Here is a 22,318-nt window from a genome sequence, read left to right as displayed (position 1 = left end):
GACCCACAACAGCTCTTTACGGAAGCAATAAGCGTAAAGCGGTTTGTTGTGGGTTTTTTATTCTCTATAACTCTGTCAAACCTGCTATTTTGTCATTTAGGAGGAATGATGATGACAGCATTTTGGGGAGAAGTAATCGGTACAATGCTGCTTGTTATTTTCGGCGGCGGCGTTTGTGCGGGAGTCAACTTAAAGAAATCGCTTTCATACCAATCCGGATGGATTGTTATTGTATTCGGCTGGGGATTGGGAGTAGCCATGGCGGCATATGCCGTCGGCAGCATCAGCGGCGCTCACTTGAATCCGGCTTTAACGATAGGCCTTGCGCTTGAAGGCAGCTTTCCTTGGAAAGACGTCCCTGTTTATATTGCGGGACAGATGATCGGAGCAATGATCGGTGCGGTTGTTGTGTACCTTCATTATCTGCCGCATTGGAAGGCGACGGATGATCCGGCCGCTAAACTGGGCGTTTTCTCGACCGGCCCGAGTATTCCTCATACATTTGGGAATATGATAAGTGAAGTCATTGGTACGTTTGTGCTTGTGCTCGGCATTTTGGCAATCGGAGCGAATGAATTTACAAAAGGGCTGAACCCGCTGATTGTCGGATTCCTCATCGTTGCCATCGGGATTTCTCTTGGAGGGACGACCGGATATGCGATCAACCCTGCGCGGGATTTGGGGCCGAGAATCGCTCACGCCTTTCTGCCGATCCCGAAAAAAGGGCCGTCAAATTGGAAATATGCCTGGATTCCCGTAATCGGTCCGATCATGGGCGGTGCGTTCGGCGGCGTATTTTACAATGCCGCGTTTAAAGGAAATGTGACACCTAGCTTTTGGTTTGTAAGCGTTATAATGGTTGTAGTGCTTTTCATACTCTATATTTATACCAAGAAATCTCAATCACAGAAAACATTATCAAATTCTGAATATATTTAAAAAGGAGAGCGGCATCATGGAGACCTATATTTTATCAATTGACCAAGGCACAACAAGTTCAAGAGCGATTCTTTTTAATAAAGAAGGAAAAATCGTGCATTCCGCTCAAAAGGAATTCACACAGCATTTCCCTCAGCCGGGCTGGGTGGAGCACAATGCGAACGAAATCTGGGGATCGGTGCTCGCCGTTATCGCGACTGTGATTTCCGAGTCCGGAATCAGCGCTGATCAAATTGCCGGCATCGGCATCACGAACCAAAGGGAAACGACGGTCGTATGGGATAAAGATACCGGAAAGCCGGTATACAATGCGATTGTGTGGCAATCGAGACAAACATCCGGCATTTGCGAAGAGCTTCGTGAAAAAGGATATAATGATACATTCAGAGAAAAAACGGGACTTTTGATCGACCCTTATTTCTCAGGAACGAAAGTCAAATGGATTCTTGACAATGTAGAAGGCGCGCGGGAAAAAGCGGAAAACGGAAATCTTCTGTTCGGAACGATTGATTCATGGCTCATCTGGAAAATGTCCGGAGGCGCGGCGCACGTAACGGATTATTCCAACGCTTCAAGAACGCTGATGTTTAATATTCATGAATTAAAATGGGATGACGAGCTGCTTGATATTTTAGGCGTGCCGAAATCCATGCTGCCGGAAGTGAAACCGTCTTCTCATGTGTACGCGAAAACGGTTGATTATCATTTCTTCGGTAAAAATATTCCGATTGCGGGAGCGGCCGGAGACCAGCAGTCTGCGCTGTTCGGTCAGGCGTGCTTTGAAGAAGGCATGGGGAAAAACACATACGGCACAGGCTGCTTTATGCTGATGAATACCGGAGAAAAAGCCATCACTTCTGATCACGGCCTTCTGACGACAATCGCCTGGGGATTAGACGGAAAAGTCGAGTATGCCCTGGAAGGAAGCATCTTTGTCGCAGGTTCTGCCATCCAATGGCTGAGAGACGGCATGCGGATGTTTCAGGATTCGAAAGAAAGCGAGACATACGCAGAGCGTGTGGATTCCGCTGACGGTGTTTATGTCGTGCCCGCTTTCGTCGGATTGGGCACACCGTACTGGGACAGTGACGTGCGCGGCTCAGTTTTCGGCCTGACACGCGGAACGACGAAGGAGCATTTTATCCGTGCCACGCTTGAATCTCTCGCATATCAGGCGAAAGATGTGCTTGATGCCATGGAGGCTGATTCAGGCATCTCTTTAAAAACATTGCGTGTAGACGGCGGAGCGGTAAAAAATAACTTCCTCATGCAGTTCCAGAGCGACTTGCTTGATGTGCCGGTCGAACGTCCGGAAATTAATGAAACGACTGCGCTCGGTGCCGCGTATTTAGCCGGAATCGCTGTCGGCTACTGGAAGGACAGCACTGAAATCGCCGATCAGTGGAACCTTGATAAGCAATTCAAACCGGAAATGGAAGATGAAAAACGCGTTGAATTGTACGGCGGATGGAAAAAAGCAGTAAATGCAGCTATGGCTTTTAAATAAGATAAAATTATGGTATACTGAAAACAAGTTAATAGGAACGGTCCTGAGATGAGGAGAGACCACAGCACCAAAGTGATGACATGCGCTTTGGCTGTTGTGGTCTCTTTTTCTATACCGTGACAACAAGGAGGAAGCGTAATGATGAATCACCAATTTTCAAGTTTGGAACGGGATCATATGCTGGAAGACATGACTAAAAAAACATACGATCTGTTTATTATAGGCGGAGGTATTACGGGTGCCGGTACGGCGCTTGACGCTGCTTCAAGGGGAATGAAAGTCGCTTTGAGCGAAATGCAGGATTTCGCGGCCGGCACATCAAGCCGATCCACAAAGCTTGTCCACGGCGGTTTGCGTTATCTGAAGCAATTTGAAGTCAAAATGGTGGCTGAAGTCGGTAAGGAACGCGCCATCGTGTACGAAAACGGCCCGCACGTCACGACGCCGGAATGGATGCTGCTGCCGTTTCATAAAGGCGGCACGTTCGGTTCATTCTCTACTTCAATCGGCCTGCGTGTGTATGACTATTTAGCGGGAGTAAAAAAATCAGAGCGCAGAAGCATGCTGTCTGCTAAAGAAACGCTGCAAAAAGAGCCGCTCGTCAAAAAAGACGGCTTAAAAGGCGGAGGCTATTATGTAGAGTACCGGACGGACGATGCGAGACTGACGATTGAAGTCATGAAAGAAGCCGTTAAATTCGGTGCTGAGCCTGTCAACTATTCTAAAGTGAAAGAACTGCTTTATGAAAAAGGAAAAGTTGTCGGCGTTTTAATTGAAGATCTGCTGTCAGGCAAGGAATACAAAGTGTACGCCAAAAAAATCGTCAATGCGACAGGTCCGTGGGTCGACGAGCTGAGAGAAAAAGACCACAGCAAAAGCGGAAAACATCTCCAGCACACAAAAGGGGTCCATCTCGTATTCGACCAATCCGTATTCCCGCTTAAACAGGCGGTGTACTTTGATACGCCGGACGGCCGGATGGTGTTCGCCATTCCGCGTGAAGGAAAAACATACGTGGGTACGACCGATACGGTTTACAAACAAAAACTTGAGCACCCGCGCATGACGGTGCAGGATCGCGATTATGTCGTCAGCTCCATCAATTATATGTTCCCGGAACTGAACATTACGGCGGACGATATTGAATCAAGCTGGGCCGGCCTCAGACCGCTTATTCACGAAGAAGGGAAAGACCCGTCTGAGATCTCCCGTAAAGATGAAATCTGGACATCTCAATCAGGCCTGATTACGATCGCCGGAGGAAAACTGACGGGCTACCGTAAAATGGCTGAGCACATTGTCGATCTTGTCCGCGACCGCTTGAAAGAAGAGGGCGGCCAGGACTTCGGCGGCTGCAAGACGAAGACGATGCCGATTTCCGGCGGACATGTCGGCGGCTCTAAAAACTTTGAGTCATTTGTGGAAGCAAAGACAAAAGACGGCTTGAAAATCGGTTTATCACAGGAAACCGCTAAGCAGTTAGCCATCAGATACGGCTCTAACGTTGAAAATGTATTCAGCCGGATTGAAGGCCTGAAAGACGAAGCGGAAAAACGCCAGATTCCGGTTCACATTTTGGCTGAAGCAGCTTACAGCATCGAAGAAGAAATGGCTGCGACACCTGCCGATTTCTTCGTCCGCAGAACGGGAAGACTGTTCTTCGACATCAAATGGGTGCAAACGTATAAAACGGCCGTGATTGATTACATGAGCGACCGATTCCAATGGAATGACGAAACGAAAGAAAAACACACTGAGTGGTTAAATACGCTGCTGCACGACGCGGTTGTTCCGCTCGAACAATAATAACCGGAGGGCTGTGCCGAAAAGGCATGAGCCCTTCTTTTATCTTTTTACATAAAGCATTTGGTTAAGTTATCAAGTGACACGGGCAGCCGCTTCATATTAAAATATGGTCATAAGCTGAAATTATAGGAGGACGAACATGAGTTGGAGTAAGAGTTACGAACGCTGGAATCAGGCCGAACAATTAGATTCAGAATTGAAAAAATTATTGGCGGACGCAGAAGGAAACGAGCAGCTGCTGGAAGATTTTTTCTACAAAAATCTTGAGTTCGGAACAGGAGGCATGAGAGGAGAAATCGGGCCGGGTACGAACAGAATGAACATTTACACGGTCCGCAAAGCATCCGCCGGACTTGCGGCGTATATCGCGAAACAGGGGGAAGACGCGAAAAAAAGAGGGGTTGCGATCGCATACGACTCCCGTCATAAATCTCCTGAGTTTGCGATGGAAGCTGCAAAAACCCTTGCTTCCCAAGGCATTCAAACATACGTCTTTGATGAGCTCCGCCCGACGCCTGAGCTGTCTTTTGCGGTGAGAAAGCTGAACGCTTATGCCGGCATCGTCGTGACGGCCAGCCATAACCCGCCTGAATATAACGGATATAAAGTGTATGGCGATGACGGCGCACAGCTGCCGCCGAAAGAAGCGGACATCGTCATTGCGGAAGTGAATGCCATAGAAAATGAATTAACGATTCAAGTTGAAGATGAACAGTCGCTGAAAGAAAAAGGTTTGATTAAAATAATCGGTGAAGAAATTGATAAACCGTATACTGAAAAACTGACTTCCATCTCCGTACATCCCGAGCTTTCGGATGAAGTGGATGTCAGCGTCGTGTTCACTCCGCTGCACGGCACGGCAAATAAACCGGTGCGCCGCGGTCTTGAAGCACTCGGTTACAAAAACGTCACCGTCGTAAAGGAGCAAGAGCTGCCGGACCCGGATTTTTCAACCGTCAAATCGCCGAATCCGGAAGAGCACGCGGCATTCGAATATGCCATTAAGCTCGGAGAAGAACAAAATGCCGATATTCTCGTCGCTACGGACCCGGATGCCGACCGTCTCGGCATTGCCGTAAAAAACAGCGAAGGCAAGTACACAGTGCTGACGGGAAACCAGACAGGCGCGCTTTTATTGCATTACCTGCTTTCCGAGAAGAAAAAACAGGGCACCCTTCCTGAAAACGGTGTCGTCATGAAAACGATTGTCACGAGCGAATTGGGCCGCGCTGTCGCTTCATCGTTCGGATTAGATACGGTTGACACGCTGACAGGCTTCAAATTTATCGGTGAAAAGATCAAAGAATATGAAAAATCAGGCCAATACACGTTCCAGTTCGGGTATGAAGAAAGCTACGGCTACTTAATCGGCGATTTCGCGCGTGACAAAGACGCGATCCAGGCTGCGCTGTTAGCCGTCGAGGTATGCGCCTTTTATAAAAAGCAGGGCATGTCGCTTTATGACGCGCTGCTGTCCATTTTTAAAGAATACGGATATTACCGTGAAGGCTTGAAGTCATTGACGTTAAAAGGGAAACAGGGAGCAGAGCAGATTTCCGCTATCCTGACTTCATTCCGAAACGATCCGCCGAAGCAGATGGCCGGAAAACAAATCACGCAGGCTGAAGACTATTCAACGGGAAAACGGACTGTATTTGCCGATCATCTTGAAGAAGATATTGATCTGCCGAAGTCAAATGTCCTGAAATATTTCCTTGAAGACGGCTCTTGGTTCTGCCTTCGCCCATCAGGAACGGAGCCGAAAGTGAAGTTCTATTTCGCCGTGAAGGGGACTTCTTTACAAGACAGCGAACAGCGTCTTGCCGCATTATCTGAAGCCGTCATGAAAACGGTGGATGGCATAGTGGAAAAAACGAAATAAACAACAAACCGCCGGAAGCGACATCCGGCGGTTTTTTTATACGCCTCATCCGAAAGTATGAGGAAAATTCATGCTGAAAACAAAGGAATATACAGAAAAGAATTGATATAATATGGATAATTCTGATTGGCCGGAGTGAGGGAAATTGACGAAAACGACGGTAGAAACGTTAAAAACGTTAAAAGCGATTGCGGAAACCTTAAACCAAAACCACGATTTAAAGGAAGCGCTTGATAAAGTGCTCCGCGAACTGCTCAGCCTGACCGGACTGCAGACAGGGTGGATTTTTCTGATTGAGCCGGACGGGTCTTATACGCTCGCCGCATCCGCTTATTTACCGCCTGCTCTCGGTCAGCGGGAAAATGCACTCATGTGCAGCGGGGAATGCTATTGTCTGACCAAATTCAGCAATGGCGGATTGACAAAGGCCGTAAACATAATGAATTGTAAACGGATTGAATTTGCGGAACAGACGACGAACTGCCGCGATACGGAGGGCATTACCCATCATGCGACCGTACCGCTTGAGGACGGCGGCCGGAAGTTCGGTTTATTAAACGTCGCCGCAAGCGAAAAGACATTTTTCAACGAAGAAGAACTGCATCTGCTTGAAGCGGTTGCATTTCAAATCGGAACGGCGATTCAGCGGATGAAATTGGCCGAATTTGAGCAGCAGAACGCCCTGTTGATGGAACGAAGCAGACTTGCGCAAGAGCTGCATGATTCCGTCAATCAGATGCTGTTTTCTGTCAGCTTAACGGCAAAAGCCGCAAAGAGCTTTACAGATGATCATCGGCTCCGGCAGATGATTACGTTTATTCAAGAGCTGTCTCAGGATGCGCTAACAGAAATGAGGGCGCTCATTTGGCAGCTGAAGCCGGAAAGTTTAACGAAAGGGCTGTATGCGTCGATCAAAAGCTACGCCGCTCTTATCGGCCTGGAAGCCGTTTGTGAAGCGGAGGATGAGCTGGAGCTTACGGATGAACAGGAACACGCGCTTTGGCGGATCGCCCAGGAAGCCTTGAATAACTGTAAAAAGCATGCGGGAACGGACCGGGTTATCATTTCCGCCGTTAAAAAGCCGGGTTACGCTGAGCTTCACATTAGCGACCGTGGTGCGGGCTTCAGCGCTGATACGCATGCTGTGCTCCCATCGCTCGGCGTGGCCGGCATGAAAGCGCGGGCTGAAGCGATCGGAGGCCGCTTTACATTGCAATCCGAGCTTGGCGCCGGAACGGTTGTCTCCGTTCGGCTTCCGTTTCGGGACAGGAGGTCTGATTGATGAAAATTGTGATTGCTGATGATCATCATGTTGTCCGCAAAGGACTGCGCTATTTCTTCGCCACTCAGGAAGACATTGAAGTTGTCGGTGAGGCGTCCACCGGTGCTGAAGCGCTTCAGCAAGCTGAAAAGACGGAGCCGGACATCATTCTGATGGATTTATCAATGCCTGATATGGACGGCATAGAAGCGGCAAAAATTGCGGCTGAACGATTTCCGGACATCAGTATCGTCGTTTTGACGAGCTATTCTGATCAGGAGCACGTCATTCCCGCCCTTAAAGCCGGCGCAAAAGCGTATCAGCTGAAAGACGCTCAGCCCGATGATTTAGTGAAAACGCTCCGTGAAGTGTATTCCGGACGTTACCGGCTGTCGGCGGATATTGTGCCTCACGTGCTGACCCATATGGTTCAGGATGATCAGGATAAGGAAAAATATTATCAGCTGACCCCCCGTGAAAAAGATGTTCTTCAAGAAATAGCCAAAGGAAAAAGCAATAAGGAAATTGCGGCGGCCCTGTTTATTTCAGAAAAAACAGTGAAGACCCACGTGTCCAACCTGCTGTCAAAGCTGAATCTTTCCGATCGGACGCAGGCGGCATTGTATGCGGTAAAATATAATGTTTTGGGAAAGGCGGTAAAATCATGAGCATATTAGTGATCAGCGGCACACCGAGAAAAAACGGGCGGACGAGAATTGCCGCTTCTTATATCAGAGATCGGTTTCATACCGATTTTATTGATTTGAGCGAAAGTGAACTGCCGCTTTATAACGGTGAAGAAGAACAGAACGAGCTGCCTTCAGTGCAAAAGTTAAGGCGGCAGGTGAAAAAGTCAGCGGCCGTCGTCTTATTATCTCCCGAGTATCACAGCGGCATGAGCGGCGCTTTAAAAAACGCCATCGATTTTTTAAGCAGCGATCACTGGGCATACAAACCGGTGGCCATCATTGCCGCGGCGGGCGGAGGAAAAGGAGGCATGAATGCGCTGGCGAATATGCGGACGGTCATGCGGGGCGTCTATGCAAATGTCATCCCGAAACAGCTGGTCTTAGACCCGATTCACATCGACATGGAGCGCCGGACCGTATCTGAGGATATGGCGGTCAGCCTGAAAGACATGATCGAAGAGCTGAATATGTTCACAAACACAAGAAATCCCGGCGTCTGACGCCGGGATTGTTTTATGTCAGCATGGCTAATTGATCTTCATAAGCGAGCTCTGTCGCATGATCAATATACCCGAGAAGGGAATACAGCTCTTTTTCAAGCACGGCATGATCATATTCGAAATGATACGCGTGCAGAAAGTGCTCAATACGCTTTGATAATAAATCATCTTTTGTACGAACCATCAAAATTAATAAATTGTCCCATTGAGACCGGTGTGTGTAATACAAGGCTTTATCATAATCGGCATGATCCATCTTACGCTTCTCCTTTCAATGAGAAGTTCTCCGTTAGTTTATGCCGCCGAAGCCCGGATGCAACGGGGGAAAACTTGGTGTCCTTATCACTGCGGCATAGCAATATGAGGGAGACATAAAATAAAACCGCATATCCGTCTCTTCTTTGGACACGCTAAGATTGACAAAAAACGACTCAGGAGAACATAAAGATGAAATCCCTTCCATTTGCGCTTGCCCTCTTGTTTTGCGGCATTCTCATTGCCTCTATCGCTGAAAAAGGGCATACAGAACACCTCGATCCGTCAGTTGAAAAATGGGAACAGCTCGCATGGAACCAGCTTGAACGTGAATACAAGGGGGCCGAGCTTACCGATTATTCGTACATGGGCCGTACAAAAGTGAACCGGGAACAGACGAAAGACGTGTTTCGCGTAACGGTGCAAACCGCAAAAGAAACGTTTTCATCCCGTGCTGAAGTGTATTTCCATCCCGTAACAAAACACGTGATCAGTATCAATATTTTCAGACTGTAAAAAAGCTGCACAGCCTTATGCGGCCGTACAGCTTATCAGATATCAGAAGAAACGTTTTGCGCCGAGGTAGCGCTGTTTCCAATAGGAATTGTTCATGCTGGAAATAACGACACCCGAATCGTTGGCATTAATAAACTGGCCGTTCCCGAGATAAATACCGACGTGGGAAGGTCCGGCTTTATAAGTTGAGAAAAAGACAAAGTCACCGACCGCCGGCTGGCTGACTGATGTCATTGTATTCCAGTAGCCTGCGGCTGAAAGTCTGGATACAGAAGTGACCTTATTGAGAACGTAATAAATGAAACCGCTGCAGTCAAAGCCTCTCGGCGTCGTTCCGCCCCATACATACGGTACGCCCAGCTGAGCTTTTGCGGCATCGATCATTACATTAATCTTCGCGCTTGTTGAACCTGTGCCGCCTGTGCTGCCGGACTGATTCGGTGTCGTGTTTGTCTGCTGCCCGGTAATCGTCAGTTTCTGTCCGATTTGAAGAACATCTGTTTTCAGATTGTTTTTCTCGCGGATCTGCTGGGCTGTCACATTGAACTTTTGGGCGATCACCCATAAAGAATCCCCGCTTTTCACGGTATATGTAGTGGTTTTCCCTGTATTTCCGGACTGGTTCGGAGCTGACGGTGAAGACGAAGAGCCGGAAGTAGACGTTTTGGTCAGCTTCAGCACTTGTCCGACCCGCAGCATGTCTGACGTCAGTTTGTTGATGCTTCTGATTTGCTGAACCGTCATATTGTATGCGTTTGCGATTTTCCAGAGTGAGTCTCCGCTTTTTACTGTATAGGAGGACGTTTGCGTCTGGTTTTGATTTTGGTTTGAATTGTCTTTTGACGGCGTGTTTCCCGAAGAAGACGTTCCTTTTGTTTTCAGGACTTGGTTTACGTAGATCGTATCCGTTTTTAAGTTGTTTAATATTTTGAGTTCCGCAATGGTCATATTGACGCTGTTAGCGATCTTCCATAGGGAATCGCCGAGTTTTACTTTATAGGTCCCGGAAGATGATGACTGATTTTTGCTGCTGTTTGAGCTGCTGCCAGGAGCGGTTTTTTTCTGATCGGTGCTTGAGGAAACTTTCCCCGTCACTTGCAGCTTCTGTCCGGCGCGGATTAAGTCGCTTGTCAGACCGTTCAATTTTTTCAGTTCCTGTACGGACATTTTAAAATCAGATGCGATCAGCCACAGCGAGTCTCCGCTTTTCACTGTATAGACGCTTTTAGTCGTGCCGCTGTTCTTTGAAGATGGCTTTTTGCTGCCGGAATCTGATTTGCCGTTAGGAATGTTGAGCGTCTGCCCGATAGAAAGAACGGTGGATTTTAGATGATTCGCTGATGTAATGGCATCCACGCTTGTATTGTAGTTTTGGGCAAGCTTCCATAATGAATCTCCGCTTTTGACCTTAATCGTTTGTGCTTCTGCCGGTGTTACAGCTAACGCAGACCCGACGATCGCAGATGCAGTCAAACCGACCGCTACCTTTTTTTTCATAGTGAATCTCCCTTTTCCTGCGATAATTTTACTATCCCCATTCGTTGCAGCCGCAAGGTGAGGATATCAGTAATGATAATCTTTATATCGGCACTTGTCTGCAATCGTTTATCATATTAATAGAAATAGTCCTTTTTTCTTATGCCGGCATAAAAAAAGAAGGAATGCGGACATTCCTTCAGCTTCTGAGTAGTCTCATAATCTCCTCTTTGTTTTTGACCAGATCCCTTAACGTATATTTGTCTAAAACGGCCAGGTAAGCTTGCAGGGCTTCATTCAGAAGGTTCTTTAAGTTGCAGGCGGGAGATATGATACAGAGATTTTTTTTGGAGTCAAAGCATTCTACGATGTTAAAGTCGTCTTCTGTATGTCGAACGACTTCTCCAATGTTTATGTCTTCCGGTGTCATTCCTAATCGAATTCCGCCTCCCCGGCCCCGGATCGTTTCGACATACCCGAGCTGGCCGAGACGGTAAATGACTTTCATGAGGTGGTTTTTAGAGATGGAATAAGTATCTGCGATTTCTTTTATGTTGGAAAGTTCGTCGGAATGTCTGGAAGCCAAAAAAATCAAAACGCGTAAAGAGTAATCGGTATAGTTCGTTAATTTCATAGAATGACCTCGAAAAAAGAGATTTTGCTTCTGTTACAGTCTATCATATATGAATCTAAAATGAAAAAAAAGGAATTTGCCCCCTTAACTCAAAAAAAACGTGCGCTCCTTCTGAGCACACGTTTTTTTCGTTAAGACATCGGCGGCTTACGATCGTCAGCCGATTGATGTTTTTCAATTTTGCGATCCAATTTTGCGAGGTAACGGGAGGCAAATTCTTTTCCGCCAAGACCGAATGAAAGTCCGAAGGCAAGCGCGAAACCGCCCAGAATCAGAATAAACGCGGCATTTACGATCGTGTCGGCGACACCGAGCTGATCCAGCGCCATAAAGATTGAGAGAGTGATAATGGTATATTTCGCAAGCGGCGCCAGGAATCTGAATTCTTTTCCGCTCAGCATGCCGGCAAGCAGCCTGCTGACAAGCTGTCCGGCCAAAAGTCCGATTCCGAGAATAAATACAGCGGCCAGAACATTAGGCAGGTAAGCGATAATACCGGTTGCGATAACGACGAGAAATTCGAGATGAACAAGCTGCAGCGCCTCTGCCGTAAAGAGCAGGACGATGATGATCTGAACAATCATGCCGACCGTCTGAGAAAGCGTCAGCTTCGGGGTGCCCGCCTGTTCAAAGCCCATTTTACCGAGAAGAGAGTTAAAACCGGCCCGGTGCAGGAGCCCGGATATAATGCTGCTGACCCATTTTCCGACCCAGATGCCGGCGATGATCAGCACAATACCGATGATGATATTAGGGAGCATTGTGAAGACCGTGTGCAGCATGGCTGACGCCGGTTCAGAAATACCCGCCACATTAAGCCGGTCAAGCGCAGAGATGATCACCGGAATGAAAATCAGCACGTAGACAATCGTTCCGATGATTGCCGACAGGCTCGTATCCTTCAGATAAATGGAAAGCCCCATACGTGCGGCGAGCCTTTCCGTTCCGATACTCGCCAGAAAGTTTGTGACGATATCACGGACGAGACGGGCAACAAGCCAGCCGATTAAAACAATCAGCGCCGCGGCGAATAATTTCGGTATAAAGGACAAAACGCTTTGGATCATATTTGTAAACGGCCCTGACACTCCGCTGATCTGGAGAGCGGACAAGACGCCGGGCAGGAACAAGAGCAAGACGAAGTAAAAAACGATTCGTGAAGCAGCCGTAACGGATCTGCTCATCTCCGCTTCTTCAGACACCATTGTCCATTTTCTGAGCCGGCCGTTTTCAGCGAGTTTCATGCCCGCTTTTTTGACGAGATAGCTGAAAAGCGAAGCGGCCGCCCAGCCCACGAGCAGAATCAAGCCGGCTTTTAAAACGCTCGGCACAGCCGCCGTTATCGCCGACAGCATGCTGACAAAAGGCGAAGCCACGGTTGTCAGATGCAGAATGTTAAAGAATAGAATAAAAACGATGATTAATGCGATAAAATAAATGACTTTACTGATGACTTTTTCTGAGGAATAGCGCGCCGGCTTTTTTTCGGCGAACAGCCTGTCGTCGATTTTTGTTTTTTGCAGGCCTTTGTATACGGCTTTTTCAATGATTTTGGCAATGCCCCAGCCGATAAGCAGGACGAGCAGTGCAATGATCAGATTCGGGAGTTTGCTGAGATACGTCGTAAGCATGTCTGCTGTATTCAAGTAGAATCGCTCCTTTTCTTTTTGGGGTATGGTGTGTGTTTTACCCACTTACATATAAAGCAAACAGGGCGGATGTGCCGAAAGTTTTCAGTCGGAAACCGGTCTGTTATTTCATCTTTTGAGAGGAGGGGTCATACATTATAAATAAGTCCAAGTAGGGGGGATTCGCTTGAACGCGGAGGAGACAAAAGGTTTACAGCGGGCAATTGAGGAAATAACCGACATTGCGAAGGGTTTCGGCCTTGATTTCTACCCGATGAGATATGAAATTTGCCCGGCTGAAATTATTTATACATTCGGCGCGTACGGCATGCCGACGAGATTCAGCCACTGGAGTTTCGGCAAACAATTTCATAAGATGAAACTCCATTATGATCTCGGTTTGAGCAAAATTTATGAACTTGTCATTAATTCCAACCCTTGCTACGCTTTTTTGCTGGACAGCAATTCGCTGATCCAAAATAAATTAATTGTAGCCCATGTTCTTGCCCATTGTGATTTTTTCAAAAATAACTGCCGCTTTCAAAATACGAACCGGGACATGGTTGAGAGTATGGCGGCTGCGGCGGAGCGGATTAAGCATTATGAAAGAATTCACGGGATAAAAGAGGTGGAGTCCTTTTTAGATGCCATTCTGGCGATTCAGGAACATATCGATCCGTCGCTCGTCAGGCCGAAGCTGCTGTGGAGCGTCGATGATGAAGAGGAGGACGAAGAAGAAACCGCGCCATCGCCTTACGATGATTTATGGGGGATGGATAAGCCGAAACAGGTGAAAAAGAAAAGAGGGAAAAAACCGTTTCCGCCCCGTCCGGAAAAAGATATTCTGCTGTTTATCGAGGAACATTCGCGAGAGCTTGAACCGTGGCAGCGTGATATTTTAACCATGATGAGAGAAGAAATGCTGTATTTCTGGCCTCAGCTGGAAACGAAAATCATGAACGAAGGCTGGGCATCCTATTGGCATCAGCGGATTATCCGCGAGCTTGACCTGACTTCAGATGAAGCCATCGAATTTGCGAAGCTGAACGCAGGCGTCGTTCAGCCGTCAAAAACGGGAATCAACCCGTATTATTTAGGGCTGAAAATTTTTGAAGACATCGAAGAGCGTTATGACAACCCGACAGATGAAATGAAAAAAACAGGAGTAAAGCCCGGTTCCGGCCGCGAGAAAATGTTTGAGGTCAGGGAAATTGAATCGGATATATCATTTATCCGCAATTATTTGACGAAAGATCTCGTCATGCGCGAGGATTTGTATTTATTCCAAAAGCAGGGCAGGGACTATAAAGTGATCGACAAAGAATGGAAGGCCGTGCGCGACCAGCTCGTGAACATGCGGGTCAACGGGGGATTTCCTTATCTGACCGTCAATGACGGGGATTACCTGAAGAATAATGAGCTTTATATTAAACACTGGTATGAGGGAATTGAGCTTGATCTGAAATATTTGGAGAAAGTGCTGCCGTATCTGTACCAGCTGTGGGGCAGGAGCGTGCACATCGAATCTGTTCTTGAAGACAGAGAAGTGATGTTCTCGTATGACGGCAAAGGAGTGCACCGGAGATATCTGTAAAAGAAGAAAGGATGCGGGGAAATCCCCGCATCCTTTTTTATTTTCCGTGTTTCAGGATGTGAAAGATCTTTTTGGCCTGGTCCGTGTTGTTTAAAAGCCCCGTAAATGACTCTCTTCCCGGACCGTATGCGTAAACGGGAACTTCTTCGCCCGTATGATCGCCGGTTGTCCAGCCGCTGTTTGTTTTCGCATTAAAAAGCTTAATGATCGCTTTGTAGACGCTCTTGTCAGCATCCTGTTTTGCTGCCGTTTCGATCTGTTTAATTTCCGCTTTTGACCATTTCAGGTCTGTATAACGCGCAAGCACGGAAGATACGGATTTGCCCGCTTTGATTTGGTCAGCCATAAATGCCGGGGTTTTTTTGGCGGCAAGAATCGGTTCAACATGCCAGTTTTTATCGTCATTCGCGCCGATCGTCAATCCGCCGGTGGTATGATCAGCCGTGGCAACGACAAGCGTATGTTTGTCCTTTTTGGCAAATGCGATCGCTGCTTTATACGCTTTTTCAAAATCCTTCATTTCACTCATTGCGCCGACTATATCGTTGTCATGTCCCGCCCAGTCTATTTGGCTTCCTTCGACCATTAAGAAGAACCCTTTTTTATTTTTGTTCAGCCTGTCGATCGCCGCTGTTGTCATGTCTTCTAATGAAGGGACAGCGTTTGACCGGTCGATTGCTTTGTCGAGTCCGCCATCGGCAAACAGGCCGAGAACCTTCTTGTTACGGTCCTTTTTCAGCTCCTGTTTTGATGTCACGTAGCTGTATCCCGCTTTTTTGAAATCCTTTGTTACATTGCGGTCTTTACGGATAAAGTTTGATTTGCCGCCTCCGAGGAGCACATCGACTTTTTGTTTTCCGTTGATGCGGTCATCAAAGTAGCTGCTTGCGATCTCATCCATGTTCTTTCGGGATTTGTTATGGGCTCCGAATGCCGCAGGGGTGGCGTGGGCAATCTCCGAAGTTGCGACAAGTCCGGTGGATTTCCCTCTTTGTTTCGCTTCTTCGAGGACGGATTTGACCCGCTTTCCTTTTTTATCGACTCCGATCGCCGCGTTATACGTTTTCACGCCCGTGGCCATTGCCGTGCCAGCCGCCGCGGAATCGGTAATATTGGAATCAGGATCGTCAGGATAAGTCATCATCATACCGGCGAGATTGGGGTCGAATGCCGTCAGTTTCATCCCATCCGAAGGCTTTCCTTTGTTAATGACCGAACGGTAGGCGTTCATATAGGGTGCGCCCATTCCGTCGCCGACCATGAAGATGACGTTTCTGATCTCGTTTTTGTCAGGCTGTTTTTTTGCCGCAGCCTGTTCAGAGTGCTGAAACCCCGCGCCCGCAATCAGACCGGCTGTCAGCACGGATACGGCTGCCGCCGGCAGAAGTTTTGATCGAACCTGTTTAAATAGACTCATTCTCACTCGTCCTCCTTTAATCGTGTCTGCATGTCTAATGGTAGGGGGTGTTTGTAAAGAGCGCCTGTTCCTCCTGTAAATTTCAGGTGAAACATTGTTAGAAATGTAAATTCCGGTGTAACTTATGTTTTCAAGAAAGAGTGAAAACCATTCACTTTTTTGAAAAAGACGAGGATTTTTTTAACAAGGAGTTATTTGGAAAGTAAACTGCTTTGTTTTTCCAAAATACGAGGATCACAGGAAAAAAACATGACAAATTGACTCGTTTTTCGTCACGTTTGAAATAAAATTGAAATATTTAATACCCTTAAAAACTTTTTTCAAAAACGAATTAGTAAGAAATTTGTCACGGGAAGTCAAGTCTATTTCTAGTGGAAATTGAACCTTATAATAGGAAACAGATAAAAACTTTAAAAAAGAGACACATAAAATAGATAGAATCATTCAGGGAGGAAAATATGAAAAAGCAACTTGTTACAGCAACAACGGCAGTGGTTTTGGGGACGACTTTGTTTGCGGGCGCGGCGTCTGCGCAAACGATTAAGGTAAAAAAAGGCGATACATTATGGGGACTTTCAAATCGGTATGGAACGTCAATTAATTCCATTAAATCTGAGAACAAATTAAAATCGGATATCATTTACATCGGTCAGACGCTTTCGATCAACGGTAAATCATCTTCAGGTTCAAATTCGGGCAGCAAGTCATCATCGTCTACATATAAAGTCGTAAAAGGCGACAGCCTTTGGAAAATTGCGAATAAATATAAAATGACGGTAAACCAATTAAAAAGTTTAAACGGTTTAAAAACGGACCTGATCCGCATCGGACAAGTGCTTAAAGTAAAAGGATCAACTTCCGGTTCAGCGTCTTCAGGATCTTCGTCATCAAAGAAGCCTTCATCCAGCCATAATATTGCACAGACGAGCCTGAATGTAAACAAGCTGGTTTCTGATGCGCAATCTTTAATCGGCACGCCGTATGTATGGGGCGGAACAACGACTTCCGGCTTTGACTGCAGCGGATTTATCTGGTACCTGTTAAACAAACAGACGAGTGTCGGCAGAACAAGCACTGCGGGATACTGGAGCTCAATGAAGAGCGTATCCAGCCCGTCAAGAGGAGACTTCGTCTTCTTTACAACATATCAGGCCGGTCCTTCACACATGGGTGTATACATCGGAAACAACAAGTTCATCCATGCCGGTTCTGACGGCGTCACAACAAGTGATCTGAATAACAGCTACTGGAAACCGCGCTACCTGGGCGCGAAAAGATTCTAGCAGTGAGAGAAACCCGTTCATCCGAACGGGTTTTTTATTTAGACGGGGCAGAGCTCCATTTGTTTCACCTAAAAATGAAAATGTGATAAAAAATCTAAAAAGGTTTTCTTTTTTTCATTTTCATAGAGGGCGATGGCGTACGCGCCCGCGCTCGGCATCTGGGCGAATTCGCACGGAATTTCAATCATGCTGCCTGCGGCGAGTTCGGACCGTACCGCTGACAGCGGCAGAAATGAGACGCCCAGCCCCTCTTTAATAAATCGTTTCGTAATATGCGTCTGTGTCACCTTCATTGTCCTGACGAAAGGGAACTGTATTCTGACCTGGCGGAGCAAATCATCCCAATAGTCAGGATGGTTATGGGTCAAAAGCAGATATTGTCCGAACAGGTCTTTCACTTCATCCGCCTTCCCTGTCCCGGGTTTTCGGCCGGGTGGCGCGACGAGGACAACGGGGTCATTGTACAGGGGGAGGCAAGTGAGGGAAGATGATTGCACCTTTAAGCAGCTCAGTCCGATATCGGCTGAGCCGTTTCTGATTTGAGAGGCGATTTCTTCCGATTCGAAAATGGTGACCGTCATTTCGGTTTCTTTATTGTCCTCTGTATAACGCTTCATGACAGACGGGAGAACGGTGTCGGCGATAAGCGGCGAAACAGCGAGTGTCAGCGTGTGCGAGTAGCCCTGGCGCACCCTGTGCAGCTCCGCCATGCTGTTTTCATAGTCTTCCAAAAGTCTCATGGCAAACGGCACATATGCTTTTCCTTCTTCCGTCAATTGTATTTTCCGGCCGCTCCGCTGAAACAGCTTGCAGCTGATTTCTTTCTCTAATAATTTTATATGAACGGTGACGGTCGGCTGAGATAAAAAAAGCGTTTCCGCCGTTTTTCTGAAATTCTCGTATTTTGCCGCGGTGACGAAGGTGTGAAGCCATTTAAAATCCATAGATGCACTCCTCTGATTAAAAGTTTTAATTAATTCCCTTAAAAATATTCATTATTTTTTAAATATTATATTTACTATAATAACAGAAAGAGGATAAGGGGGAATGAAATTGATTTATCGTGGATTGAAAGGGATTACTTGTGCAGAAACGGCGATCAGCCACATTGACGGAGAAAAGGGGCATTTAATATATCGCGGCTATGACGCGAAGGATATCGCATTGCAATTCAGTTTTGAAGAAGCGGCGTATCTCATTTTGAACGGGGCGCTTCCTGATGAGCGGCAATTGCTTGCGTTTCAGGAAGAGCTTGCAGCCGAGCGCGGGCTTCCGAAACATTTGATCGGCTTACTGGAAACGCTTCCGGATAAAATGGACGACATGGCGGTGCTGAGAACGGCTGTTTCAGGTTTGGGCACAGATTCATTTACATATCCGCCCAAGCCGGAAGAAGCGATTAAACTGATTGCCGTCACACCGACGATTATTGCGTACAGATACCGCCGTAAACAAGGGCAGGAAGCGCTGTCACCCGAGGCGCGATACGGACACGTTGAAAACTATTTGTATATGCTGACAGGCAGGCAGCCGTCCGCAGCCCAAAAGAAAGCGCTTGAGACGTATATGATTCTGGCGATGGAACACGGGATGAATGCATCGACTTTTTCAGCGAGAGTCACGGTTTCGACTGAATCGGACTTAGTGTCTGCCGTCACTGCCGCACTGGGTACGATGAAAGGGCCGCTGCACGGAGGCGCGCCTTCAGGCGTCACGAAAATGCTTGAAGACATCGGGGAAAAAGAAAATGCAGAAGCGTATTTGACAGCGAAGCTTATGAGGGGAGAACGCCTGATGGGCTTCGGGCACAGGGTGTACAAAACAAAAGACCCGCGGGCGGAAGCGCTGCGCATAAAGGCTGAAGAAGTGGCGGGAAATGATCCGTCGCTTGACTTGGCGCTTTATGTGGAGAAGGAAGCCATCCGCTTGTTAGAGCAATATAAGCCCGGACGGAAGCTGTATACGAATGTGGAGTTTTACGCAGCGGCTGTGATGCAGGCCATTGATGTCGACAATGATTTATTTACGCCGACCTTTTCAGCAAGCAGAATGGCAGGCTGGTGCGCACATGTGCTTGAACAGTCCGCTGACAACATGATTTACAGACCGTCTGCGAAATACACCGGCGCTTTTCCCGAAACGGCTCAGCAGCTTTAATTACCGGCATATTTGTCCGTTTAACTCCCCGCACTGCGTGGTATCGTCTCAGTAATACCAATTGCAGGAGTGTGAGAATATGAATCCGATGGACAGACAGACGGAAGGACAAAAGCCGCAGGTGCAAAACCGCCAGCCCGGCATTGAGTCAGACATGGAGCCAAAACCGCTCTTGGAGGATCCGGATGTAAAAGGGTCGGGCAGATTAAAAGGAAAAGTCGCCGTTATTACGGGCGGAGACAGCGGCATCGGCGCAGCGGCTGCGATCGCTTACGCGAAGGAAGGGGCGGATCTTGCCATCCTGTACCTAGACGAACATGCCGATGCCGAGAGAACGAAAAAGCGTGCGAGAGAATACCAGGCCGATTGCCTGTTAATTCCGGGAGACGTCGGTGATGAGGCGCATTGTCAGAAGGCGGTCCGGCAAGTCTTAGATCACTACGGAAAAATAGATATTCTCGTTAATAATGCGGCTGAGCAGCATCCGCAAAACGGGATTCTTGATATTACGGCTGAACAGCTGGAGAAGACATTCCGTACAAACATGTTTTCCATGTTTCATATGACAAAAGCCGTGCTGCCTCATCTCAAAAGAGGGAGCGCCATCATTAATACAACGTCGATTACCGCTTATCAGGGAGACACATCATTGATCGACTATTCGTGCACGAAAGGCGGCATCGTTTCCTTTACGCGTTCAATGGCGATGTCATTGGCCGATCAGGGGATCAGAGTAAATGCGGTGGCACCCGGGCCGATCTGGACCGCCCTGATTCTGGCAACGTTTACTGAAGAAAAGGTGGAAAAGCACGGTCTGGACACTCCGATGGGAAGACCGGGACAGCCTGCGGAACACGCAGGAGCTTATGTGCTTCTGGCTTCAGACGAATCTTCCTATATGACTGGGCAGACCATTCACGTAAATGGAGGCAGGTTTATTTCAACATAATACGCAAGTCTTATCCCGCGCTTTTAAAAAGGGCGGGATTTTTATTTGATTACATATGAATACGATTTTAAAAAAATAGAAGCCGCCAGCTGAATTACTAATGTTAATATTTCACAGCGGAGAATCCGCTGATTTCTGTTTTATGAAAACTGAAATAATATATAGAATTTTCAAAAAAGTTATTTTCATTTTTATATTTTTCGCTATAATATGATGTAGGAGAAAGGAATGATGTGCTGAAACATTTCATGCGAAAAATAAGAATTTAGTCATTATTGCTATTGTTATCTGAATATTCTAACATATATTGATTTACAAGGAGTGAAGCAGATGAAGGGGAGCATATTCAGAAAGAAAAGCATTCAGGACCTGCTTGCCGCAACGGGCGGGGAAAAGTCGCTGAAAAGAGAGTTAGGGGCCTTTGATTTGACCCTTCTGGGGATAGGGGCCATCATCGGAACGGGAATTTTTGTATTAACCGGAACAGGTGCTGTCACGGCGGGGCCGGGGCTGACCGTTTCATTTGTCATCGCCGCTCTTGCGTGTTTATTTGCGGCTTTATCATATGCCGAATTTGCTTCAAGCGTCCCGGTTTCCGGTTCCGTCTACACGTTTACTTATGCGACACTGGGTGAACTTCTCGCATTTATCATCGGATGGGATTTAATCTTGGAATATATGCTCGCCGTCAGCGCGGTTTCGGTCGGCTGGTCCGGCTATTTTCAATCATTCTTGGCGGGCTTCGGCATTCATCTTCCGACTGCATTAACGGCCGCGCCGGGATCCATTAAAGGCACGGTCACATTCTTTAATCTCCCCGCATTTGTTATCGTGCTTGCGATTACATTCCTCCTCTACTTAGGCATTAAGGAATCGAAGCGGGTCAATAATATTATGGTCATTTTGAAGGTTCTGGTTGTTCTATTGTTTATCGCCGTTGCGGCCGTATATGTCAAACCTCACAACTGGCAGCCGTTTATACCGATGGGGTTCGGCGGTGTTTTCAGTGCCGCGGCACTCGTTTTCTTCTCTTTTATCGGTTTTGACGCCGTCTCTTCCGCCGCTGAAGAAACGAAAAATCCGGCGAAGGATCTGCCGAAAGGAATTATCTTTTCATTAATCGTCTGCACCGTGCTGTATGTGACCGTATCGGCGATTATGACGGGCGTCGTTCCGTTTGCCCGCTTTGAAGGCGTTGACCATCCCGTGTCTCTCGTCCTGCAGATGGCCGGACAGAATTGGGTGGCCGGGATTATTGATATCGGCGCAGTGTTGGGAATGACAACGGTGATGCTCGTCATGCTGTACGGCCAGACGAGGGTGATGTTTGCCATGTCCCGTGACGGTTTGGTGCCGGGGGCGCTTTCAAAAGTCCATCCGAAGCATAAAACGCCGCACGTGGTGACATGGGTGTTCGGCATCCTGTCGGCATTACTCGGCTCGCTCGTCCCGCTTGATGAGCTGGCGAAGCTGGTGAACATCGGCACGCTTGCCGCGTTTGTCCTGATTTCAGTGGCGGTTATCGTATTGAGAAAGAAACAGCCTGATCTGCCGAGAGCTTTTAAATGTCCGGGGGTTCCCTTTATTCCGATATTGTCCATTCTGTTCTGCGTATTTTTGATTATTAACCTTGGCGCCACCACCATATTCCGTTTCTTTATCTGGCTGATCATCGGTCTGGTGATTTATTTCTTATATTCGAGAAAGCATTCGAAATTAAACGGGGATTTGTAAGGAGCGGCACCCGCCGCTCCTTTTTATTTTTCGGAATAATGAAACATATTGAAATGGGCTTAAGTTATCGCAGTGAATAAGGGATAATATA

Annotated in this window: 19 protein-coding genes; 13 read left to right on the top strand and 6 right to left on the bottom strand. The window is 47.3% G+C overall.

What is annotated here, in order from left to right:
* Positions 1–111 precede the first annotated feature (111 nt).
* From C5I45_RS14850 to C5I45_RS14820, 7 genes are all read left to right on the top strand, one after another.
* Positions 112–939, top strand: coding sequence for an MIP/aquaporin family protein (locus C5I45_RS14850; RefSeq protein ID WP_003155343.1), 828 nt, complete (start codon positions 112–114; stop codon positions 937–939).
* A 16-nt stretch (positions 940–955) separates the two neighbouring features.
* On the top strand, positions 956–2,446 hold the full coding sequence (glpK, locus tag C5I45_RS14845; RefSeq protein ID WP_014304694.1) for a glycerol kinase GlpK: 1,491 nt from the start codon (positions 956–958) through the stop codon (positions 2,444–2,446).
* A gap of 138 nt (positions 2,447–2,584) precedes the next feature.
* Positions 2,585–4,252 (top strand): glycerol-3-phosphate dehydrogenase, encoded by a 1,668-nt coding sequence (gene glpD / locus C5I45_RS14840; RefSeq protein WP_003155341.1) that lies wholly within the window; start codon positions 2,585–2,587, stop codon positions 4,250–4,252.
* Between the two features lie 139 nt (positions 4,253–4,391).
* Positions 4,392–6,134, top strand: a complete 1,743-nt coding sequence (locus tag C5I45_RS14835; protein ID WP_063174155.1) for a phospho-sugar mutase — start codon at positions 4,392–4,394, stop codon at positions 6,132–6,134.
* Between the two features lie 145 nt (positions 6,135–6,279).
* Complete coding sequence (locus C5I45_RS14830) at positions 6,280–7,416, top strand: GAF domain-containing sensor histidine kinase (RefSeq protein ID WP_052585602.1); 1,137 nt, start codon at positions 6,280–6,282, stop codon at positions 7,414–7,416.
* The gene (locus C5I45_RS14825; protein ID WP_015388495.1) at positions 7,416–8,063 is read left to right on the top strand and encodes a response regulator; all 648 of its coding nucleotides are present in this window, start codon (positions 7,416–7,418) and stop codon (positions 8,061–8,063) included. The genes C5I45_RS14830 and C5I45_RS14825 overlap by 1 nt, the downstream gene beginning before the upstream one ends.
* Entirely contained in the window at positions 8,060–8,584 is a 525-nt protein-coding gene (locus C5I45_RS14820) for an NADPH-dependent FMN reductase (RefSeq protein WP_014304698.1), read from the top strand. Before C5I45_RS14825 ends, C5I45_RS14820 begins: the two co-directional genes overlap by 4 nt.
* 13 nt (positions 8,585–8,597) lie before the next feature.
* Here the strand turns inward: C5I45_RS14820 and C5I45_RS14815 are convergent, their stop codons facing one another.
* Entirely contained in the window at positions 8,598–8,840 is a 243-nt protein-coding gene (locus tag C5I45_RS14815; protein ID WP_003155335.1) for a YhdB family protein, read from the bottom strand.
* 191 nt (positions 8,841–9,031) lie between these two features.
* Here C5I45_RS14815 and C5I45_RS14810 point away from each other — a divergent pair, with 191 nt between their 5' ends.
* Positions 9,032–9,355 carry a DUF3889 domain-containing protein gene (locus tag C5I45_RS14810; RefSeq protein WP_003155332.1) on the top strand — a complete coding sequence of 108 codons (324 nt, stop codon included), beginning with the start codon at positions 9,032–9,034 and terminating at the stop codon, positions 9,353–9,355.
* A gap of 42 nt (positions 9,356–9,397) precedes the next feature.
* Here C5I45_RS14810 and C5I45_RS14805 read toward each other — a convergent pair whose 3' ends face one another.
* The 3 genes from C5I45_RS14805 to C5I45_RS14795 all read right to left on the bottom strand — a co-directional run bounded on the left by C5I45_RS14805 (position 9,398) and on the right by C5I45_RS14795 (position 13,111).
* Positions 9,398–10,852: a peptidoglycan endopeptidase LytF gene (locus C5I45_RS14805; protein ID WP_025852164.1), complete on the bottom strand. Its 1,455-nt coding sequence runs from the start codon at positions 10,850–10,852 to the stop codon at positions 9,398–9,400.
* 178 nt (positions 10,853–11,030) lie between these two features.
* Positions 11,031–11,465 (bottom strand): nitric oxide-sensing transcriptional repressor NsrR, encoded by a 435-nt coding sequence (gene nsrR, locus C5I45_RS14800; protein ID WP_003155328.1) that lies wholly within the window; start codon positions 11,463–11,465, stop codon positions 11,031–11,033.
* Between the two features lie 131 nt (positions 11,466–11,596).
* Positions 11,597–13,111, bottom strand: a complete 1,515-nt coding sequence (locus C5I45_RS14795) for a mechanosensitive ion channel (RefSeq protein WP_071543309.1) — start codon at positions 13,109–13,111, stop codon at positions 11,597–11,599.
* Between the two features lie 169 nt (positions 13,112–13,280).
* On the opposite strand from C5I45_RS14795, the gene C5I45_RS14790 reads away from it, so the two are divergent.
* A complete protein-coding gene (locus tag C5I45_RS14790; protein WP_014304700.1) occupies positions 13,281–14,687 on the top strand; it encodes a SpoVR family protein in 1,407 nt (468 codons plus the stop codon).
* A 37-nt stretch (positions 14,688–14,724) separates the two neighbouring features.
* Here C5I45_RS14790 and C5I45_RS14785 read toward each other — a convergent pair whose 3' ends face one another.
* Complete coding sequence (locus C5I45_RS14785) at positions 14,725–16,104, bottom strand: alkaline phosphatase PhoA (protein ID WP_024085066.1); 1,380 nt, start codon at positions 16,102–16,104, stop codon at positions 14,725–14,727.
* A 458-nt stretch (positions 16,105–16,562) separates the two neighbouring features.
* On the opposite strand from C5I45_RS14785, the gene C5I45_RS14780 reads away from it, so the two are divergent.
* Positions 16,563–17,387 carry a C40 family peptidase gene (locus tag C5I45_RS14780; RefSeq protein ID WP_003155321.1) on the top strand — a complete coding sequence of 275 codons (825 nt, stop codon included), beginning with the start codon at positions 16,563–16,565 and terminating at the stop codon, positions 17,385–17,387.
* A 68-nt stretch (positions 17,388–17,455) separates the two neighbouring features.
* Here C5I45_RS14780 and C5I45_RS14775 read toward each other — a convergent pair whose 3' ends face one another.
* Positions 17,456–18,331, bottom strand: coding sequence for a transcriptional regulator CitR (locus C5I45_RS14775; protein WP_003155320.1), 876 nt, complete (start codon positions 18,329–18,331; stop codon positions 17,456–17,458).
* A gap of 109 nt (positions 18,332–18,440) precedes the next feature.
* Between C5I45_RS14775 and C5I45_RS14770 the strand changes: the two genes are divergently transcribed.
* The 3 genes from C5I45_RS14770 to C5I45_RS14760 all read left to right on the top strand — a co-directional run bounded on the left by C5I45_RS14770 (position 18,441) and on the right by C5I45_RS14760 (position 22,227).
* The gene (locus C5I45_RS14770; protein ID WP_052587328.1) at positions 18,441–19,544 is read left to right on the top strand and encodes a citrate synthase/methylcitrate synthase; all 1,104 of its coding nucleotides are present in this window, start codon (positions 18,441–18,443) and stop codon (positions 19,542–19,544) included.
* A 79-nt stretch (positions 19,545–19,623) separates the two neighbouring features.
* Positions 19,624–20,493 carry an SDR family oxidoreductase gene (locus C5I45_RS14765; protein WP_025852152.1) on the top strand — a complete coding sequence of 290 codons (870 nt, stop codon included), beginning with the start codon at positions 19,624–19,626 and terminating at the stop codon, positions 20,491–20,493.
* Positions 20,494–20,823: 330 nt separating this feature from the next.
* Entirely contained in the window at positions 20,824–22,227 is a 1,404-nt protein-coding gene (locus tag C5I45_RS14760) for a branched-chain amino acid transporter BcaP (RefSeq protein WP_014304702.1), read from the top strand.
* Positions 22,228–22,318 lie beyond the last annotated feature (91 nt).

It is taken from the genome of Bacillus sp. ZY-1-1 (assembly GCF_003047165.1).
Lineage (GTDB): Bacteria > Bacillota > Bacilli > Bacillales > Bacillaceae > Bacillus > Bacillus velezensis.
Note: the sequence above shows the minus strand (reverse complement) of the source record. Positions and strands in the feature narration are given on the sequence as shown.

What these genes read in the sequence shown, in the direction of transcription:
- C5I45_RS14850 (WP_003155343.1), top strand. Translation starts at nt 112, where the DNA reads ATGACAGCATTTTGGGGAGAAGTAATCGGTACAATGCTGCTTGTTATT.
- glpK (WP_014304694.1), top strand. Translation starts at nt 956, where the DNA reads ATGGAGACCTATATTTTATCAATTGACCAAGGCACAACAAGTTCAAGA.
- glpD (WP_003155341.1), top strand. Translation starts at nt 2,585, where the DNA reads ATGATGAATCACCAATTTTCAAGTTTGGAACGGGATCATATGCTGGAA.
- C5I45_RS14835 (WP_063174155.1), top strand. Translation starts at nt 4,392, where the DNA reads ATGAGTTGGAGTAAGAGTTACGAACGCTGGAATCAGGCCGAACAATTA.
- C5I45_RS14825 (WP_015388495.1), top strand. Translation starts at nt 7,416, where the DNA reads ATGAAAATTGTGATTGCTGATGATCATCATGTTGTCCGCAAAGGACTG.
- C5I45_RS14820 (WP_014304698.1), top strand. Translation starts at nt 8,060, where the DNA reads ATGAGCATATTAGTGATCAGCGGCACACCGAGAAAAAACGGGCGGACG.
- C5I45_RS14815 (WP_003155335.1), bottom strand. Translation starts at nt 8,840, where the DNA reads ATGGATCATGCCGATTATGATAAAGCCTTGTATTACACACACCGGTCT.
- C5I45_RS14810 (WP_003155332.1), top strand. Translation starts at nt 9,032, where the DNA reads ATGAAATCCCTTCCATTTGCGCTTGCCCTCTTGTTTTGCGGCATTCTC.
- C5I45_RS14805 (WP_025852164.1), bottom strand. Translation starts at nt 10,852, where the DNA reads ATGAAAAAAAAGGTAGCGGTCGGTTTGACTGCATCTGCGATCGTCGGG.
- nsrR (WP_003155328.1), bottom strand. Translation starts at nt 11,465, where the DNA reads ATGAAATTAACGAACTATACCGATTACTCTTTACGCGTTTTGATTTTT.
- C5I45_RS14785 (WP_024085066.1), bottom strand. Translation starts at nt 16,104, where the DNA reads ATGAGTCTATTTAAACAGGTTCGATCAAAACTTCTGCCGGCGGCAGCC.
- C5I45_RS14780 (WP_003155321.1), top strand. Translation starts at nt 16,563, where the DNA reads ATGAAAAAGCAACTTGTTACAGCAACAACGGCAGTGGTTTTGGGGACG.
- C5I45_RS14775 (WP_003155320.1), bottom strand. Translation starts at nt 18,331, where the DNA reads ATGGATTTTAAATGGCTTCACACCTTCGTCACCGCGGCAAAATACGAG.
- C5I45_RS14765 (WP_025852152.1), top strand. Translation starts at nt 19,624, where the DNA reads ATGAATCCGATGGACAGACAGACGGAAGGACAAAAGCCGCAGGTGCAA.
- C5I45_RS14760 (WP_014304702.1), top strand. Translation starts at nt 20,824, where the DNA reads ATGAAGGGGAGCATATTCAGAAAGAAAAGCATTCAGGACCTGCTTGCC.